General features: G+C 46.8%; 19 protein-coding genes. 9 read left to right on the forward strand and 10 right to left on the reverse strand.

Annotated elements, in window-relative coordinates; genetic code table 11:
• Positions 1-164 precede the first annotated feature (164 nt).
• Positions 165-1,157 (reverse strand): lipoate--protein ligase, encoded by a 993-nt coding sequence (locus tag AB1K83_RS08000; protein ID WP_413057655.1) that lies wholly within the window; start codon positions 1,155-1,157, stop codon positions 165-167.
• A 175-nt stretch (positions 1,158-1,332) separates the two neighbouring features.
• Between AB1K83_RS08000 and yhfH (AB1K83_RS08005) the strand changes: the two genes are divergently transcribed.
• The gene (yhfH, locus tag AB1K83_RS08005) at positions 1,333-1,458 is read left to right on the forward strand and encodes a protein YhfH (protein ID WP_070098198.1); all 126 of its coding nucleotides are present in this window, start codon (positions 1,333-1,335) and stop codon (positions 1,456-1,458) included.
• 77 nt (positions 1,459-1,535) lie between these two features.
• Positions 1,536-1,661, forward strand: a complete 126-nt coding sequence (yhfH, locus tag AB1K83_RS08010; protein ID WP_413057656.1) for a protein YhfH — start codon at positions 1,536-1,538, stop codon at positions 1,659-1,661.
• Positions 1,662-1,703: 42 nt separating this feature from the next.
• On the opposite strand, the gene AB1K83_RS08015 is transcribed toward yhfH (AB1K83_RS08010), so the two are convergent.
• From AB1K83_RS08015 to hemE, 4 genes are all read right to left on the reverse strand, one after another.
• Positions 1,704-2,567 carry a glycerophosphodiester phosphodiesterase family protein gene (locus AB1K83_RS08015; protein ID WP_413057657.1) on the reverse strand — a complete coding sequence of 288 codons (864 nt, stop codon included), beginning with the start codon at positions 2,565-2,567 and terminating at the stop codon, positions 1,704-1,706.
• Between the two features lie 238 nt (positions 2,568-2,805).
• Complete coding sequence (hemY, locus tag AB1K83_RS08020) at positions 2,806-4,224, reverse strand: protoporphyrinogen oxidase (protein ID WP_413057658.1); 1,419 nt, start codon at positions 4,222-4,224, stop codon at positions 2,806-2,808.
• 26 nt (positions 4,225-4,250) lie between these two features.
• Positions 4,251-5,183 carry a ferrochelatase gene (gene hemH / locus AB1K83_RS08025; protein ID WP_413057659.1) on the reverse strand — a complete coding sequence of 311 codons (933 nt, stop codon included), beginning with the start codon at positions 5,181-5,183 and terminating at the stop codon, positions 4,251-4,253.
• Between the two features lie 27 nt (positions 5,184-5,210).
• Entirely contained in the window at positions 5,211-6,251 is a 1,041-nt protein-coding gene (gene hemE, locus AB1K83_RS08030) for a uroporphyrinogen decarboxylase (protein ID WP_413057660.1), read from the reverse strand.
• A gap of 215 nt (positions 6,252-6,466) precedes the next feature.
• Here hemE and AB1K83_RS08035 point away from each other — a divergent pair, with 215 nt between their 5' ends.
• The 3 genes from AB1K83_RS08035 to AB1K83_RS08045 all read left to right on the forward strand — a co-directional run bounded on the left by AB1K83_RS08035 (position 6,467) and on the right by AB1K83_RS08045 (position 8,974).
• Positions 6,467-6,982: an antibiotic biosynthesis monooxygenase family protein gene (locus tag AB1K83_RS08035; RefSeq protein ID WP_413057661.1), complete on the forward strand. Its 516-nt coding sequence runs from the start codon at positions 6,467-6,469 to the stop codon at positions 6,980-6,982.
• Positions 6,983-7,135: 153 nt separating this feature from the next.
• Complete coding sequence (locus AB1K83_RS08040) at positions 7,136-8,299, forward strand: M20 family metallopeptidase (protein WP_413057662.1); 1,164 nt, start codon at positions 7,136-7,138, stop codon at positions 8,297-8,299.
• A gap of 162 nt (positions 8,300-8,461) precedes the next feature.
• Positions 8,462-8,974, forward strand: coding sequence for a competence protein ComK (locus AB1K83_RS08045; protein WP_413057734.1), 513 nt, complete (start codon positions 8,462-8,464; stop codon positions 8,972-8,974).
• Here the strand turns inward: AB1K83_RS08045 and AB1K83_RS08050 are convergent, their stop codons facing one another.
• The 4 genes from AB1K83_RS08050 to AB1K83_RS08065 form a co-directional block, all read right to left on the reverse strand.
• On the reverse strand, positions 8,975-9,334 hold the full coding sequence (locus tag AB1K83_RS08050; protein ID WP_413057663.1) for a hypothetical protein: 360 nt from the start codon (positions 9,332-9,334) through the stop codon (positions 8,975-8,977).
• A 241-nt stretch (positions 9,335-9,575) separates the two neighbouring features.
• Positions 9,576-10,145 (reverse strand): nuclear transport factor 2 family protein, encoded by a 570-nt coding sequence (locus tag AB1K83_RS08055; RefSeq protein WP_413057664.1) that lies wholly within the window; start codon positions 10,143-10,145, stop codon positions 9,576-9,578.
• A 103-nt stretch (positions 10,146-10,248) separates the two neighbouring features.
• Positions 10,249-10,923, reverse strand: coding sequence for a response regulator transcription factor (locus tag AB1K83_RS08060; RefSeq protein WP_340744762.1), 675 nt, complete (start codon positions 10,921-10,923; stop codon positions 10,249-10,251).
• An 18-nt stretch (positions 10,924-10,941) separates the two neighbouring features.
• A complete protein-coding gene (locus AB1K83_RS08065; RefSeq protein WP_413057665.1) occupies positions 10,942-12,099 on the reverse strand; it encodes a sensor histidine kinase in 1,158 nt (385 codons plus the stop codon).
• A 396-nt stretch (positions 12,100-12,495) separates the two neighbouring features.
• Here AB1K83_RS08065 and AB1K83_RS08070 point away from each other — a divergent pair, with 396 nt between their 5' ends.
• Together AB1K83_RS08070 and AB1K83_RS08075 are read left to right on the forward strand one after the other, a co-directional pair.
• A complete protein-coding gene (locus tag AB1K83_RS08070) occupies positions 12,496-13,128 on the forward strand; it encodes a YigZ family protein (RefSeq protein ID WP_413057666.1) in 633 nt (210 codons plus the stop codon).
• 166 nt (positions 13,129-13,294) lie between these two features.
• Entirely contained in the window at positions 13,295-14,344 is a 1,050-nt protein-coding gene (locus tag AB1K83_RS08075) for an LCP family protein (RefSeq protein ID WP_413057667.1), read from the forward strand.
• A 108-nt stretch (positions 14,345-14,452) separates the two neighbouring features.
• Here the strand turns inward: AB1K83_RS08075 and AB1K83_RS08080 are convergent, their stop codons facing one another.
• Positions 14,453-15,496: a glycosyltransferase family 4 protein gene (locus tag AB1K83_RS08080; RefSeq protein WP_413057668.1), complete on the reverse strand. Its 1,044-nt coding sequence runs from the start codon at positions 15,494-15,496 to the stop codon at positions 14,453-14,455.
• A gap of 262 nt (positions 15,497-15,758) precedes the next feature.
• Here AB1K83_RS08080 and secA2 point away from each other — a divergent pair, with 262 nt between their 5' ends.
• Together secA2 and AB1K83_RS08090 are read left to right on the forward strand one after the other, a co-directional pair.
• Complete coding sequence (gene secA2, locus AB1K83_RS08085) at positions 15,759-18,125, forward strand: accessory Sec system translocase SecA2 (protein WP_413057669.1); 2,367 nt, start codon at positions 15,759-15,761, stop codon at positions 18,123-18,125.
• Positions 18,122-19,015, forward strand: coding sequence for an accessory Sec system S-layer assembly protein (locus AB1K83_RS08090; protein WP_413057670.1), 894 nt, complete (start codon positions 18,122-18,124; stop codon positions 19,013-19,015). Before secA2 ends, AB1K83_RS08090 begins: the two co-directional genes overlap by 4 nt.
• Positions 19,016-19,129 lie beyond the last annotated feature (114 nt).

Below are 19,129 nucleotides of genomic sequence, written 5' to 3' on the forward strand. Positions count from 1 at the left end.
TTATGAGCGTTCCGCGGGAAGTATGATCGCTTGCGGCGACTTATGAGCGATCCGCAGAAAATATAATCGCTTGATGCGACTTATGAGCGCCCACGGGAGGGGTAATTCTCCAGTAGTCACCACGAACTTAAAACGCCCGACAATCGTCGGGCGTGTCCAATTCCTCAATATATTAATTGCAAAAATTCTTCCTTCGTGATGCCGCCCAAATACATCGGTATATCGACGTGGTTCAACGCTTCACCGATAGCTTGGCGATCGTATTGAACGCCTTGTAAGGTATCCTCTATCACCGCGACTTCCCCAACGCCGAAAAAGTCACCGTAAATATGGACATCTTCGATCATACCTTTGTTCACTTGAAGTCGGATATCCAGGCTGCCGACCGGGAATCGGTGGGAGTGCTGCATATTGAATTTCGGCGATTTTCCGTAATTCCAGTCCCAATTCGCATAGCGTTCAGCCGAAAGCTCATGGATCTTCTTCCAGTCCTCTTCCGTCAACTCTGCATATTTAATATTCTCTTCACCGCCGAAAATCGATTTCAAAATCGCTGCCCGGAACTGTTCGATCGTCATTGGCTCTGGCAGGAATTCGGAGATGTTCGCTACACGGCTGCGGATCGACTTAATGCCCTTCGACTCGATTTTATCTTTCCGAACCCTCAACGCCGAAACGACCCGATCCATTTCTGTATCAAACAGAAGCGTCCCGTGACTGAACATCCGACCGTTTGTCACAAACTGAGCATTCCCCGAAATCTTCCGGCCGTCGATCAAAATATCGTTGCGCCCTTCTAATTTCGCTTCCACCCCCAATTCAGCCAACGCTTTCACGACAGGCTCCGTAAACTTCTTGAAATTCCGGAACGAATCCCCGTCATCTTTTGTAATGAAGCTGAAATTTAAATTGCCGAGGTCGTGATACACGGCACCTCCGCCAGACAAGCGGCGTACCACATGGATTCCATTTGCATCCACATATTCCGTATCGATTTCTTCGATGGTGTTCTGGTTTTTTCCGATGATGATCGACGGTTCATTGATATAGAACAGCAAAAAAGAATCTTTGTCGACGTCCATATTCTTCAACACGTACTCTTCAATCGCCAGGTTGATCCGTGGATCAGTAATCCCTTTATTATCAACGAAAAACAAGATCATCGCTCCTTTTGATGTTGGTGCCTTCATTCTACCATTTCAGCCTGAAAAGCACCTCTTTTAAAATTTTTCAGAAATAATCAAAAAAACCGTTGACATTCTACACCCTGTTATAATACACTACTAATAACAACAAGAGTTATACAACAAACCACGAGAGGAGATGAAAGATATGCTTGAAAATGTGATCGAATTTTTCAAGAACCTACCCGCAAAAGTATGCACATCTTGTGGTGAGGAAATTGAGGAACAACATGAGTGTTACGGGAATCAATGCGATTCTTGCAATATTCTTTAATGACAAACCTACGACTATGCCAATGAAGCGACTGTTACTATACACGTGTATTTTGAATTAAAGGGGAGAGACTTGCTATGATCACAAATATCATCGAATTCTTTAAAAACCTGCCGGCTAAAATCTGCGTCTCATGTGGAGAAGAAATCGAAGAGCAGCATGAGTGCTACGGTAACAAATGCAACTCTTGCAATATTCTTTAAGATAAAAAACAGCTACAGGACAATATCCTGTAGCTGTTTTTTTCATTTTCCACTATTCTTCAATAGATCCGGGTGGTCGGTATGGATGCCATTGACCCTCATCGATTTCATTTTCAACGCGTCTTCCTTCTTATTGACGGTATACGCATACACGGTCAGGCCTTGCTTGTGCATTTCATTGACAAACGGGGGTGTCAACGCTTCATAACTGATTCCGATACCTGCTGCATACTTCAGCAAGTCTTCCACTTCTTTGTCGGATAACTTCGCTTCCTCGTCATCTTCAAAGGAGATCAATTGCAATAATGGAATGGCCGGCTCCAACTCGTGAACTCGCTTCAGGCCTTTTTCGCTGAACGATTGGACGACCGCTTTCGGGCGCTCCTTTTTATCAAACCCCATCAGCTCATACTGTTTCAATAAAGCCACAAGCTTCTCCTCGATCCCCGGATACTGCTCCGGATCTTTGAGTTCTACAACGTAATTCATCTGATCGCCAAACTGGTTAAACACTTCCTCCAATGTCGGGACCGCAAACGAGTCTTCCTGATCGCTGACCGCGATCGTCTCGGATTGACGCGCATCCGCCGACAATTGTTTCAATTCGGATAATGTGAAACTGGCAATCTCCCCGCTCGCTTCCGTCGTACTCGACACGTCTTCATCGTGCATGACAACCATTTTTCCATCCTTCGTCAGATGTATATCCAACTCGATATATGGAGCATCCAGCTTCTCGGCAAGTGAAAAGGCCTCCAATGTGTTTTCCGGCAAATAGGCGGAAGCCCCCCGATGAGCAATGACCAGAAATTCATCATCAGGCATCGGACCGGGCACTTCAGTCACGCCGCATCCCCCGACAAGAAGAAGCAGAAGGAACACCCAATTAAAATAACTCTTTCTCAATCTCCCCACCTCTTTCTATTCTTTCATTTCCCATTACGGAATAAAAAGAAACACAGAGAGGAAGTGAGGAAGCTGGCGTTGGAAATATTTATGGGGGATTGTAAGCGGTTGGAGGGAGCTATGAGCGAGTGGCACGACTTATGAGCACTGGACGCAACTTATGAGCGCCGGGCACGACTTATGGGCACCTGACGCAAATTGAGTAAAAAAAAGGCCTGCCACGCGGGCAGACCTTGGTTTATTCGAATAAATCTTGTAGCACTTCTTCCACGGCCGCTCTTCCTTGATCGATACAGTCGGGTAGTCCGACTCCATCATAGGAAGCGCCGGCGAGTTTCACTTGCGGGAAGATTGCGTGTAATTCTTTACGGGAAGCTTCGATCAATTGCTTATGGCCGACCCGGTATTGCGGACGGTCTTCCTTCCAACGGGTGACCACTGTAAATTCCGGCTTTCCTTGAATTTTAATGATTTTGGAAAGGTCGGATAAGACAATTTTTTCAATCTCATCGTCGGGCAGATCGACAATGGCCTCGTCACCCGCACGCCCGACAAACGCCCGTAGCAACACCTTCCCTTTAGGCGTTGTCGTTGGCCACTTGCGATGGACCCATGTACACGCCGTAATCGAGTAATCGCTGCTTCGGGATACGAGGAAGCCAGTTCCTTCCTTATCCTGCACAACGCTCTCTTCCGGAAATGCGAGCGCGATGGTAGCCACTGATGTGGTCGGGATGTTTCGCAAATTCTGTAATATGCCATACGGGGCGAATAAACGGCCGGCCATCTCATGTCCTGTTGTCAGAATGACAGAATCGGCTTCGATTTCCCTACCGTCATTCAGCTCCAGCACGGTTTTCCCTTCCCGTGACTGGATTCCCTCTACACGGACGCCTTTCAGGATCGAATCCGGGTCTATCTGATCTTCCAACGCTTCCACCAACGTCTCCAACCCATTCCGGAAGGTGTGGAATGCCCCTTCCCGCTTGCTGCTATGGCTATTCTTTTGAGGAAGTTGCTTCGGTGTTGTTTTCTTCATTCCCAGAATCAAGCTCCGGTGATTCTTTTCCACTTGATAAAACTGCGGGAAGGTCGACTCCAAGCTCATCGTATCGATATCCCCTGCATAAACGCCTGACAAGAGCGGTTCAATCAGGTTTTCGACGACTTCTCCGCCAAAACGCCGACGGAAAAAATGACCGAGGGACTGATCGCCTTCGATACCCGAACGCGGAAGCACGAAGTCTCCCGCTGCCCGCATCTTACCAGCCCAAGTAAACAATCCCGTCTTCAAAAACGGACCGATTTCTGTCGGAATCCCCATAATGGAGCCGCCCGGAATTGGATACATTTCATTGTGGACGAGAACATAGGCCTGCCCTGTTGCGTTCTTGACAAGTTCCCCTTCAATCCCGAGGTCCTTTGCCAGAATATCGACACTTTTTTTCCGGATGAGGAATGAATCCGGACCGCGTTCGATAACAAAACCGTCCCGTCGTATCGTCTGGATCTTTCCTCCAAGCCGATTGGACGCTTCGATGAGGATCACATCGAGCGCAAGCCCTTTTTCCCGCGCCTCTTTCTGCATATAGAACGCCGCGGAGAGCCCGGTTATCCCTCCACCGACGATGACGACTTTCTTGTTTTGTCCGCCCATGTCCATTTCGCTTCCTTTCCTCGCTGTTAGGCTTCGTTCAATTTCTCAAAAATCGCATCCGCCATCGCATCGATGAAAAGCGGATCGGTGTTCGGCATAGCCGGACGGTAATAGGACGCTCCGATGTCATCGCAAACGACCTTGCACTCATAGTCATTATCGTATAACACTTCTAGGTGATCGGACACGAATCCGACAGGCGTATAGACAAACGTCCCATACCCTTTCTCTTCATGAAGCTCCCGTGTCAAGTCTTGGACATCCGGACCAAGCCATGGCTCAGGTGTCTGGCCTTCACTTTGCCAGCCGACTTCATAGTTCTCAATGCCCGCTGCCGCGGCAATCAAATCGGCCGTCTCCTTCAGTTGATCGGCATACGGATCACCCGCTGCCAGGATTTTCTCCGGCAAGGAATGCGCCGAAACGATCAGGCAGGCGGACTTCCGTTCTGCATCGCTCATAGTTTCATATGTGTTGCGCACTTGGTCGCCCCAATATTGGATGAACTTAGGCTGCTTGTACCAACTCTCGACGGAAGTGATTCGAATTCCATATTTCTCAGCTTCTTCTTGTGCCCGTCCGTTGTACGACTTCACTGAAAAAGTGGAGAAATGCGGGGCCAAGACGATGGAAACCGCCTCTTGGATCCCGTCTTCTTTCATTTTCTCAACCGCTTCTTCAATGAACGGTGTAATATGCTTCAATCCGACGTACACTTTAAATTCAATGTCGTCCTGCACTTCATTCAACCGATTTGCCAATGCCGTTGCCTGGTTTTCGGTGATTTTGGCAAGCGGTGAAATCCCGCCGATTGCCGCATAACGATTCCTTAGATCCTCCAGTTGTTCAGGTGCTGGTGGACGGCCCCGTCGAATATGCGTGTAATACGGTTCGATATCCTCTTCTTTATAGGGCGTACCATAGGCCATAACCAAAAGCCCCATCGTCTTTTTCGTCATCTTCGTTTCACCTCATCGCTAGTTCTGTTAGCCTCTCAATTTCGCACTGTACTCGTGAATGAATTCCGTCAACCTTTTCAACGTAGCCGGCTGGACTTCCGGGAATACGCCATGTCCAAGATTGAAAATATGGCTGCCATGTTCCACGCCTTGCTCGATAATTACCTTGGCACGTTCTTCGATGATATTCCAATCCGCCAATAGAAGTGCCGGATCAAGATTTCCTTGGACCGGTTTTGTCAATCCGCGCTCGCCCGCTTCCTTGATGGATAGTCTCCAGTCCAGACCAACGACGTCGACCGGCAGTTCATGCCACTCGTTTGCTAAATGGCTGGCACCGACGCCAAACGTGATAATCGGGATATTCAATTTGCGAATTTCCGTGAAAATCCGTGTCATGACCGGTTTGATGAAAGTCCGGTAGTCCGCCACATTCAACGCACCGACCCACGAGTCGAAGATTTGGACCGCTTTGGCCCCTGCAGCCACTTGGGCTTGAATGTATGTGATCGTCATATCCCCAAGTTTGTCCATCAGCGCAAACCACGCTTCCGGTTCGGAGACCATGAAGGCTTTTGTTAAATGATACCCTTTCGAAGGTCCCCCTTCGATCATATAGCTCGCCAAAGTGAACGGTGCACCCGCAAATCCGATGAGAGGAACGTTCAACTGCTCCTGCGTCAACATTTTGATTGTTTCGAAGACGTACGGAACATCCTCTTCCGGGGATAGTTCGCCAAGATTATGAACGTCTTGGACGGTACGGATCGGATTGCTGATGACCGGGCCGACACCGGCTTTGATTTTGACATCGATACCGATGCCTGGAAGTGGAGTGACAATATCTTTATAAAGGATGGCCGCATCCACGCCATATTGGTCCACCGGGAGTTTCGTCACATAGGCGCATAGCTCCGGTTGATGGGTAATCTCTTCAAGAGAGTATTTTTCTTTGATTTTTCGATATTCCGGTTGTGAACGGCCTGCTTGCCGCATATACCATACAGGAGTATGATTAATTTTCTCGCCACGGGCGGCACGTAAAAGTGTATCGTTGAATGAAGTCATTTGATGGATTCCTACTTTCATTGTTTTATCACTACCCGTTACTACATATCCGTTTTCAATATAGACGTTCCCCTTGACAATGTATAGTATGTAGCCCCGATTGTCATAAAATTGTGCGCCCTTTTCCACTTTGTATGTCATGGATTCGTCAATGTTTGTTTTATTTGCCCGTTTCAGGGAAAATATAAGCATATAAATAGGAGGAGGGATGGGGATTGAACATTTACATTACGTCCGGCACACCCGAATTCATGGAAAAACTCCGTGAAAAGCATGCGAATGAAAGGATGTTCGTCATGCACGGACAAGGGAATTCTATTTTACTACATGAAACCGAAGGGAAAACAGTATTCCAGACACCCCGGCGGTTTGAAGTGCTCGGTGCTTCTGGCGAATTGAAAGAGGATGGCTATTTTGCCCTCAATAATATTAATGTGATGGATGAAGGCCGTCCAGTCTTTGAGCATCACTTTAAAACGCAAATAAATGCGATGGACGAGGAACCCGGTTTTATCGCATTTCGCTTACTTCGCCCGCTCGATTCGGATACGTATGTTATTTTGACCGAATGGTCGGAAGCGAGATTTTATAACCTATGGAAGGATTCCAAAGCCTACGAGCGTGTGCATAATATCGACCGTGCTCGCATCGGAACGGACCGGCCGCATATTTTTACGAGCGCGCCGTACACTGCCACCTATCAAGCGATAACGAATGATGAAGAAGCGTGACCCTTTGCTGGTCATGCTTTTTTTGCTGTAGATTGTTAGGATAAATCTACGTACAATCCGCGTAGCTTGGGCTTTCCTCCCTTCATTGCCGAACCTAGGGCGGGTTGCTATACTTAGAGCATAGGTATGATTTAAATTGAGGGGGGTCATGGAGTGAAAGCACAACTGTTTGAAAAGCTAGATTTGGCGTATGACAACATGGTTGCAATCCGTCGCCATCTCCACATGCATCCAGAATTATCGTTCAAGGAAGAGAACACGGCCCGGTTGATCCATGATTTTTACATCGATCTGGGAGTAGAGGTGCAGGCGGGTGTCGGAGGCAATGGTGTCGTGGCGCGCGTGAAAGGCGGAAAACCGGGAAAAACGGTCGCATTGCGCGCTGATTTTGATGCATTGCCGATTCAAGATGAAAAAGATGTACCATACAAATCGACTGTTCCCGGGGTCATGCATGCTTGCGGCCATGACGGTCATACAGCCACTTTGTTGCAGCTGGCAAAAGCAATCCATGAAATGCGTGAAGAGTTAGCCGGAGAATATGTCTTCATTCACCAACACGCGGAGGAATACGCTCCTGGAGGCGCTAAATCGATGATTGAAGCGGGCTGCCTTAATGGAGTCGATGCCATATTTGGCACACACCTCTGGTCATTGACTCCCCTAGGTACGGTTGAATACATCATAGGACCGGCTATGGCTGCTGCGGACCGCTTTGAAATAACGGTTCAAGGCGCAGGCGGTCATGGAGCGGCGCCCCACCAGACGAAAGATGCGATTGTCATCGGCTCCCAGCTCGTTATGAATTTGCAGCAAATCGTATCACGCCGTGTGGATCCGATTGAATCCGCTGTGGTGTCCGTCGGTTCCTTCGTCGCTGAAAATGCCTTCAATGTCATTGCCGACTCCGCTTTGATCCGTGGGACAGTCCGCACATTCAATCCCGCGATTCAGGATCGGGTAGAGCTCGAGATCCAGAGAATTGTCGAAGGGACAGCGTTGCTCAATGATTGCACGATCACCTGCGACTATTTCCGGGGTTATCCAACGGTCATCAACCATAAGACAGAGACGGAATTTTTGAAGACAGTCGCGGAAACCATACCGGGCGTAGAGCATGTCGTAAACATTAATCCTCTTATGGGAGGAGAGGATTTTGCTTACTACCTGGAAAAAGTACCCGGCACCTTTTTCTTCACCGGTGCCCAACCAAAAGACGTTTATCCACATCATCATCCTAGATTCGACATCGATGAAAGAGCCATGCTATTGGCTGCAAAAACACTCGGTGCAGCAGCAATTGAATACCAGAATTAAGGATCTCCTTCCCTCATTTCCAAATGGGCGGAAGGTTTTTCATTCAACAATAAGACATATTGACTATAAAAATAACTAGAACTTAATATTCACGAGGTTATTGATTTTATAATTTTCTGATTTATAATGGAGTGTAATCATGAAGGGAGTGTTGGCTAGTTGATGTTTGAGAAATCGAGTGCGAATTATGTTGTATCTTTTGATACCTTTATGTTACAACCTATCAATGACGGAAAGAAAGTGACGACACGCATTATTGAAAGGCATCGGGAAACCATCATCCCACGGAAACCAATTCACGTTGTAAGGAAATCATGCGACTATTATGGCGGCTCTCTACAAGGTTCAACAAATACAGCAAAGCTAAAGCTGGGCAAACACCATAAGACCCCGATTATCATCGCCCATGATTACGGCAGGCCTTATATCTTCCTGCCGACTTTATCTCCCCAAGCTGACCAGAATGTTTGGATTTCATACCACGCCATTGATTATTTCGAATCCGATGAATCGGGTACCAAAGTACATTTGGAAAATGGAAAGTCTGTCAAAGTGGATATTTCCGCTTCCACACTTTACCGGCAATACACATTCGCCGGTTTCCTTGAAAAGGATTTCCTGAAAAGACAAAAGCAATTGAGCCGGTCATCGCTGTCCTATCTTTCCGATGACTAGTTAGACTCCCACTCTGGTGAGAAAGCTATCAAGAAGCTCTTCCGTCCGATTGCGCAGTCGAACGTTCAAATAACGTCGACTATCTTCGTAACCGCCATGGATAAATACATATTCCGTGAACGTATCATCCATCTTGTTCCGGATGACTTTCATGCCGTGACGACGCAAGTATGCCGTAGTCTCCTTCAGATCGGCGCGGACTAGCTTCATCGCTTCATCCACCCGTTTCACATACGGGCCTTTCAATTTGAAGGGCCCTTTTTCAAATGCCTGCCGGTCACGCTCCAAAATGATCAACACCATTGGTAAATAGATCATATTCTCAAAATACGGCAATGCCTCCGCGGGAATTAAAGGCATTCCCCTCCCTCCTTCTCTCCGAATCAAACGTATGTTCTCGTTTATTATATGCCCTAACTTCCTGGAAATCAACCAAATTCAGCAGGAAGTATTTTCAAAATTAGCACAGGTAATGGAGTTAGTTTGTGGAATCGCAACTGTTTTATGTAAAAGGGAATGAGAAGGTGGACGGGCGAAACCAAACTTATAAGCCACCCCCAAAAAAACTTCCAACCACAGGGGCTGGAAGTTTTGCTTGCATTTATTCCTTTCCTTCATCGCCGACATAATGCACACCGGCGACTTTCCAGGCGTCGCCTTCTTTTTTGAAGACGGTCACTTGGCGTCCGGTCGGGTTCGTTTCGAGACCGGTCGACTGTTGTTTATAGAATGTCCGGATTTTCGAAAACACTTGGGCTTCACTGTCGCTATACTTTACAATTGTGACGTCCGATGCCTCACGGGTCAAATCATATTCTTCGAAAAGCGTCTCGGTCACTTTGCGTTCCTCGGCTAGGTCATACTTCTCTTCTGATAACGTAGCGAGGTAGCCGTCAATATCCCGGTTATTCAATGTATCAATATATACGTCAAACGTTTCCAGAATCTTCTTTTTCTCTTCTTCCGGGATGCCTGTCGCTTCCTCGATCGTATCGCCGGACAAACTGAAACCGACTTTTTGGTCATCCACGCCATGATCGATCGTTCCATACGAATTTGGCTGTTCGCCATCATCGACCGAACCTCTTCCTTCCAACGGTTCCTCCTTTTTGCCACAGGCTCCCAAAAGTAGAAGCAGTGCCAACATCAGTAAACCTATATTTCGTTTCATTCTTGTTCCTCCTACACACAAAAATTGTATCGCGTCGTAATGATCTGCCGTAATTACGATAAAGGGGCCTGTCCCGCAGCGGAAGGCCCCCTTCTATTATTGATTATTTCACTTCGACCCAACCATTTTTAATAGCAGTGACGACCGCTTGTGTCCGGTCATTTACAGCCATCTTCTGCAAGATGCTGGATACATGGTTCTTGACCGTCTTTTCCGAAATAAAGAGCGTTTCACCGATCGTCCGGTTGCTTTGCCCGTCCGTTAATAATTGAAGCACTTCACATTCCCGTTTCGTTAGCAAATGGAATGGACGGCGGATATCGTTTTGTTGGAATGATCCTTTATGTTCACGCTCGCTCAATCTCCGGAATTCCGTCACAAGATTATGCGTCACTTTCGGATGAAGATACGAACCGCCCGCTGCCACGACTTTGATCGCTTGGACGATTGCGTCAGCATCCATTTCTTTCAACATATAGCCAAGCGCCCCAGTTTTCAGTGCATGGGACACATAGGATTCATCGTCATGGATAGAGAGCATGATCACTTTCGCGTCAGGAAATTCCTTCATCAAATTTTCAGTCGCGTCCACCCCATTCATACGCGGCATATTGATATCCATCAATACGACATCAGGAAGATATTGTCGATAGAGTTCTACCACTTCACTCCCGTCGTCCCCTTCGGCAACAACGTTGAATGAATCTTCGAAGTCCAGGATGCGTTTCACCCCTTCGCGGAATAGCTGATGGTCGTCTACAATTAATATCTTTGTCATAATTCTTTCCTCCAATGCCTAGTAGTCAATCATGTCCATTCGAAGCGGAATACGGAAAAGGATAGTCGTCCCACTGCCGGGACTGGAAATGACATTCATTTCCCCTTTAAGCAAATCGATCCGTTCCCTCATTCCGATCAAACCAAACGACTTATCTTTCACTTCTTTCTGGTCGAAGCCTTTTCCATTATCTTTGATGATGATATTCATTATATCGTGAATCCACTCCGCTTTCACCCAAATGTCAGAACAATTTGCATGCTTTAATGCATTTGATACAGACTCTTGGACAAGCCGGAAAACGGAAACCTCAAAGTTCGAGTTGAAACGACGTTCCTGCCCCGTACTTTGAAAATGGATTGTCACACCGTTTTGATACTCTTCCACCGTGGTCAAATATTTCTTCAACGTCGGAATCAGCCCTAAATCATCCAATGCCATCGGTCGAAGATCATAAATGATGCGCCGGACTTCATACAGCGCGCTCCTCACCATTTCTTTCAAATCAGCGAGTTCAGCCAATGCCTTCCCAGGTCCCTTCTCCGTGTACGTCTTCTCAATCAACCCGGATCGGATCAGTACATTTGCCAGCATTTGGGCAGGCCCGTCGTGGATGTCCCGGGACAACCTTTTCCGCTCCTCCTCTTGCGCCTGGATGATACGAATGCCAAATTCCGATTTATGGCGCGCAGATTCGAGGGCTTCTCCCACATTTTTCAGATCGGTCGTCAAATAATTGACGACTGTTGTCACTTGACTGACAAGATGATCTGCCCGCTCGATCGTCTCCAACAATCCGGACAACCGACGTTCTAATTCGTCGCGACGATGACGTAGTTGTTTTTCCTCCATCTTGTTGATCGATAGACGGACGAGTAGATCATTGGCAACTTCGTATGCTTGCTTTACTTCTTCTTCAGAATAATTCATAAAGCTTTTCGATACATCGGCAAGTCGTCTTCTGGAGTGGCGTGTCATATCTTCCAAGTAGTCACCTTCGGTTATTACCCGGGAAATATCTTCTTTTACCATTTTCAGCTCACTTTGCATCTCTTCATAACTTTGCCGGCTCTGTTCACTTATAATAAAGATATCATTTTTGGATTGATCCATTGTTCGAACCATATTATTAAAAATGGTATCCAACGTTTGGATATCAAATGTAGTTTCTTTCAATTGGCTTCCTCCGCTTCTGGCCGAAACATTGCATAAGATGAGCAGTAACGCAAGAATGATTTTTCCTGACACACATCACTCATTATATCATTATAGTCCCTATTGCATGTTAAAATTGTATTACAGATTTACCGGATCGGGGTAATCCATGCTTGCAAGCGCTATGTAAATGACTTTTCCGTTACAATTGGCATTTCTCTTCCCCCCCGCCTGGCGAACATATGGTCCCAGTTGAGTTCGCTTTTTCCAAAGGAAACCGCTACAATACCCATAAAAGGATTCTAAAGGGATTTTACCATATATACAAATCGGAGGTAGAAAGTAGTAAGGGGATCTCCCCTTGCTTTCATCAGAGACCGGTTAGTCGAAATGTAAGAAATTTTGGAGGTATCATTTATGCGCGGAGATTATTTTACAATAAAAGGGTATGGAGAGAATGAGTTGATTATTCAAAAATCCAGATTCCTTACGTATATCAAACGGGCTGAAACAGAAGAAGAAGCTCTTGAATTTATTCAAGAAATAAAAAAACAGCATCATACCGCAACACATAATTGCTCGGCCTATTTGATCGGTGAACATGACCAGATCCAAAAAGCAAATGACGATGGGGAACCTTCCGGAACGGCTGGAGTCCCCATGCTCGAAGTACTGAAAAAGCAAGGGCTGAAAGATATTGTTGTCGTTGTGACTCGTTATTTCGGTGGTATTAAATTAGGGGGCGGCGGACTGATACGTGCTTATGGGCGGGCCACGTCCGAAGGGATTGCCGCTGCCGGCGTCGTCCATCGCAAACTGCATGAACTAATGAAAGTGACAATCGACTATACATGGCTCGGAAAGGTTGAAAATGAAGTTCGCCAATCTCCCTATCCATTAAAGGAAATTTCTTATACAGATGGTGTGGACCTCTTTCTCTATGTTCCGGTAGCCGAAGTGGAGGAGTTTACTTCTTGGATGACAGAGATGACGAATGGACAAGCTTCCATTTTGTCGGTTTCTAGCGAATTTCTGGAAACAGATAGCTGAAAGGGTATACGAGTGGCGTGGAAAATAGTATAATGGGAAGGATTGTAGTTTACTAAGCAAGCGAAACGTCGATATGTCTGCATTTGGGGCATGTTGGATGTTTATCCCTTACATGATGGGCTTTGAGGCGCAATACCCTACGGAGTCCAACCCGGAGGAACGACAAATGAAAAGAAGAGATTACAAAAAACGACAGAAGAAATTGTCCAAAAAGCGATTATATCTAAAGGTCGGTTTTTTTGTCACACTGTCAACCTTTTTTGTTGTGGCGGCGTACGCTGCTTCCTTGCAGAAAAAGGCGGTGGATGCGGCAGATCGTGCATACGAAGCGATTCCTGATCGGCCGAAACCGGAGGCTCGAGAAGTGGCAGTCGAACCTGCGCATGATAATGTATCGATCTTATTGATCGGAGTGGATGACAGTGAGGAACGGGCACAAGGCGACAACAGTCGATCCGATGCACTGCTCGTTGCGACGCTCAATCCTACGGAAAAGTCCGTGAAGTTACTGAGCATCCCGCGCGATTCCTATGTCTATATTCCAGAGATCAAGAAGCAGGATAAAATTACGCATGCTCATGCTTACGGCGGTACGAAAGCTGCGATTGACACCGTCGAGGAAATGCTGGATATCCCGATCGATTACTATGTGAAGATGAATTTCAACGCGTTCATCGAAGTCGTGGATGCCCTTGGTGGAATTGAAGTCGAAGTCCCTTACAACCGATTGGAGAAAGATGAAAACGATAAAAACGCCATCCAACTGGTCAAAGGGGTCCATCGCCTGGACGGCCGCCATGCCCTCGCTCTCGCCAGGACACGAAAACAAGATAGCGACTTGCTGAGGGGGCAGCGCCAGCAAATGATCATCCAAGCGATGATTAAAGAAGCCACTTCCGTCAAATCCATTACCAAATATGGCGATGTTATCGATGCGCTCGGCGACAATATGAAGACGGACATGACCTTGAAAGAAATGATGTCGTTCTTGGAATATGCGAAAGGCGGCATTCCTGACGTCGAAAATGTCAATATCGAAGGATACGACGATTGGACACCTTACGGCTATTATTTTAAATTCGATGAAAAAAGCTTGGAAGACGTGAAATTCCAGTTGAAATCGCATTTAGAATTGGAGCCGGAATCCTCCCATCTGACGGATAATAGCACCTCCGTTACAGAATCCGCTGATTGGGCACGTGAAAATGAATATTGAAAAACCGGAGGCCTTCATAGGCACTCCGGTTTTTTTATATTTTATGAACGATCATTTCAAGACACCCACAAAAAAATCCGGTCCCGCTCAATGGCGAAACCGGATTTTTTATTTTCCAATCATGCGAACAAGATTCAACAACGGTCGGTAATTGGTACCGGCCAAACCGATAATCTCGACAAACAATTCGATGATGATCAGCATGACGAGGATGAGTAGAATCGCTCCCCATACTGTCGCTTGTGAGAACAGAACGGCGGCCACTCCGAAAAGGATGGCTAGTCCATAAATAATCAATACGGTCTGGCGGTGGGAGAATCCAATGCGCAACAGACAATGATGTAAATGTGATTTATCCGGGGCCGAAATAGGCTGTTTCATACGAATCCGGCGGACAATCGCGAAGAAAGTGTCCGAAATCGGAACGCCGAGCATGATGATCGGAATGACGAGCGATACAACCGCGATGTTTTTGAACCCGAGAAGAGCTAGTACCGAAATCATATAGCCCAAAAACAAGGATCCTGTATCTCCCATGAAAATCTTTGCCGGATGGAAGTTATAGAATAAGAATCCAAGCGAACTTGCTGCTAGGATGGAAGCCGTGGCGATAACGAAAACATCGGCCATGAGTACTGCCATCACCGTGATGGAAATAAGCGCAATCGTGGAAACACCGGCAGCCAATCCATCCAACCCATCGATCAAGTTTATAGCATTGGTGATACCAATAATCCAAATGATTGTAATTGGTATACTTAAGTACCCAAAGTCCAACTGGCCAATGAACGGCAAATTAATAAATTCAATTTGCAATCCGCCCCACGTTACAACTACGATAGCAGCGGCCAGTTGGCCAACCACTTTAGCTTTTGCGGTGATTTCCAACATATCATCCAAAAAGCCCGTAATAATAATAATCAATGCACCGATAAGAATGCCAATCGCATGCTCATCTTCCGGGCGTAAAATAAAATAACCAATCATAAATGCGCCAAATATCGCTAAACCACCGATACGCGGCATGATGGAAGCATGCACTTTTCGATAATTCGGCCGGTCCACCGCTCCGATTTTAAATGCAAGTTTAATGACGAGTGGAGTAAGTATAATGGACGCTACAAACGTGGCGGCCAATGCAACAAATAACATGTCCTTCCTCCCTGAATAATCGATAATTTATCAAATCAACAGTATTATAGCATGGTTGGTTGAAGAAAGCACTCTCTGCTAGATTACTTTTCACCTTGGTTGGTTTCTTTCATTCCTATCTTCCCCTTTCTTTCGCAAGCTAACCGATTTTTTCACCTTCCTTATATATGCAGATATCCTATTAGAGTAGTTTTTTGACGTTCTGTTTGATAAAATAGGAACGTGTCCTTTAAGAAGGGCGAGAAAAAAGGAGCGTTCATTCATGTTATCACTATTCAAACGTTCAAATCAGACGAGCGAAAGACAATTGCGGAAATACCGTAAACTTGTCACCCAAATAAATAAATTAGAATCCACATACGAAGTTATGTCAGATGACGACCTACGTAATATGACGGATAGATTCAGAGAAAAGTTGCTAGATGGGGCTACCATCCGCGATATTACACCCGACGCCTTTGCGGTTGTGCGGGAAGCGTCAAAGCGGGTCCTTGGCATGCGTCACTTCGATGTCCAGTTAATCGGCGGCATGGTGCTGACTGAGGGGAATATTGCCGAAATGCCGACAGGGGAAGGGAAAACACTGGTCGCTTCCTTGCCTTCCTATGTGCGGGCTCTCGAAGGCAAAGGGATCCACGTCATTACGGTTAATGATTATTTGGCGAAGCGCGACTATGAGCAAATCGGGCAGATCCACCGTTTTCTCGGATTGACAGTCGGCCTCAACGTACCGATGATGCAAGGTCCGGCGAAGCAGGAAGCGTATAATGCCGACATTACATATGGCGTCGGTACGGAATTCGGCTTTGATTACCTACGGGACAATATGACGCAGCATCCTTCGCAGAAAGTGCAGCGCCCGTACCATTTTGCCATTATCGACGAAGTGGATAGCGTTCTTGTCGACGAGGCCAAAACACCATTGATCGTGGCCGGCAAGATGCAGGCTGATGCGGATCTCCATAACATTGCGGCACGACTCGCAAAACGGTTCAAGAAAGGTGTCGACTTCGATTTTGAAGATGAAACAAAAGCGACATCTTTGACGGATACGGGAATTGAGAAAGTGGAGAAAGCGTTCGGTGTCGATAATCTTTATGACTTGGAACACCAAACTCTCTATCATTATATGATTCAAGCAGTCCGCGCCCATGTCATCTTCAAACGGGATGTCGACTATATCGTCAAAGACGACAAAATTGAACTGGTCGATATGTTCACGGGACGCATTATGGAAGGCCGGACTCTTTCGGATGGCTTGCATCAGGCGATCGAGGCGAAGGAAGGTTTGCCGATCACGGAGGAAAACAAAGCGCAAGCCCAAGTCACCATCCAGAACTATTTCCGCATGTATCCGCAGCTGAGCGGGATGACCGGAACGGCAAAAACGCAAGAGAAGGAATTCCGTGAAGTGTACGGGATGGAGGTTATCCAGATCCCGACAAACCGTCCACGCCAACGGATCGATTCCCCCGACAGAGTCTATGAAACGATTGACCAAAAATATAAAGCTGTTGCGAAAGAAGTGGCGGAGCGCCATAAAAAAGGGCAACCGGTCCTTGTTGGGACAACCTCCATCCTTCAATCGGAAAAAGTTGTGGAATATTTGGATGAATATAATTTATCCTACCATCTTCTGAATGCAAAAAGTGTAGAGCAGGAAGTCGATTTGATTTCCCAAGCCGGACAACTCGGCCATATCACTGTCGCGACGAATATGGCGGGACGCGGAACGGATATCGTGCTTGGTGAAGGGGTGGAAGAAGTCGGCGGCCTCTTTGTTCTTGGAACGGAAAAGCACGAAAGCCGTCGGATCGACAACCAGTTGCGCGGACGTTCTGGAAGACAGGGTGACCATGGGGAAAGCCAGTTTTTCCTTTCACTCGAAGACGATATGTTCAAACGGTTTGCCAAAGATGATTTGGAGAAGTTCGTGAAGAAAGTGAATACGGACGAAAGCGGTCTTGTTCTAAATCCGGATGTCCACGAATTGACGGAGCGGACACAGCGTATTGTCGAAGGTGCCCATTTCTCCATGAGGGAATACAATTTGAAGCTGGATGATGTCATCAATGATCAACGGGAAGTCATCTATACGTTACGTGACAAAGTGTTGGAGCGGGAAGACATCTTAGGCCAATTGAAAACGATGCTGGATGAAACTGTAGAATTCGTTGTGTACGATAGCTGTCCGGAAAATGAATCGCCGGATAATTGGGATCTCCAACGAATCGAACAGACGATGAACGCCCTGTTATTGGAACAGGTGTCCATTCCACCTACAGTGGAGCGAGTGGCAGATATCATGAAACTATACGAAGAACCGCTAGCCAATTTACTAGACTTCATCGACTCTTTTGCCGAGAACGAACAGATTTTGCAGTTCATTCCACAAGTGATGCTGTCCCATATCGACACGACTTGGGTGAAGCATCTGGAAGTGATGACCCGCCTGAAGGAAGGGATCGGCCTCCGCTCGTATGGCCAAGAAGATCCGATGCGTATTTATCAGCGGGAAGGACTTCAACTTTTCGCCACACATTACCAAAAACTGCGTCGGAACATTGCTTCCGAGGTGATTGGGTTCATGAAACAAATTAATGAACAATTGGAGGCACAACAACAATGAAACTATTTTCCTTTTTTAAGAATGTGGAAAAAACAGGAACCGACAGTACGGTCGGTTCCGAAGAAATTGTAGAGGGAGTCCAGTCTTCCACGAGTACCGACGAAGTGGAAACACCGCTTTCCCTTCATCCGTCATGGACCATCCCACAAGAGCAGGAGTACGTATTCCGCTTCTTGTCCAATGAACTCGAACCACTTAAACCGAACCAGATTTCGCTGTCGGGAATCGACATTGATGTCGAACCGGCGAACGGCAGCTGGCTCGTCAAAGCCTTCTTCCGTTCTTCGCTCGATCAACAGATTTCGGTCGGCTCGGTCGAATTGCTCTTGCTCGATGAAGAAGGAAAAACCGTCGCTTCCGATGAGTTCGATTTGAAAGAGCTTGGCGATATCCCGCCACGGAGCGCACGTCCATGGGTATTCGTCTTTACGAAAGAAAATATCTTCACTGAAGAACCTCCAGCGGAAAACTGGAAGCTCGCCTTCAACGTCCAGTCGATGGTTCCACACAAACTGGAACTTGAACCGACGTGGGAAGAAGGATTGACAGCCGAGCAAAAAGAAGCGCTCGCCAAAGTTGTTGAAGGCTTGCCAAAATTGAAACCGCGTGAAGTGAACATCAGCGGATTCCAAGTGAAAACTCAGGACGACGGTAGTATTGCGGCCTCTGTCTTCATCCGTAACGGCCACTCCAAGCAGATCAACATCGAAAAGCTGCCGCTCGAACTCGTCGACGCTACCGGCGATCTAGTTGCACGCGGTTCATTTGAACTGGCGCCACTGTCCGTTAAAGCAAATACATCGAAACCGTGGACCTTCATCTATCCGAAAGAAATGGTTCAAAAAGAAGAACCCGATTTCTCCCGTTGGACCGTCCGCGTTCCACAATAATGGACTGAATGGAAAGAGGCTGCCGAGGCAGCCTCTTTTTTGTGTGGTTGTAGGCACCGGGCGACTCCACTGCTGAAACTCGCACATCTTCGGATTCATATTAGCAGCCTCTCT

Source organism: Sporosarcina sp. 179-K 3D1 HS, from assembly GCF_047228905.1.
Taxonomy (GTDB): domain Bacteria; phylum Bacillota; class Bacilli; order Bacillales_A; family Planococcaceae; genus Sporosarcina.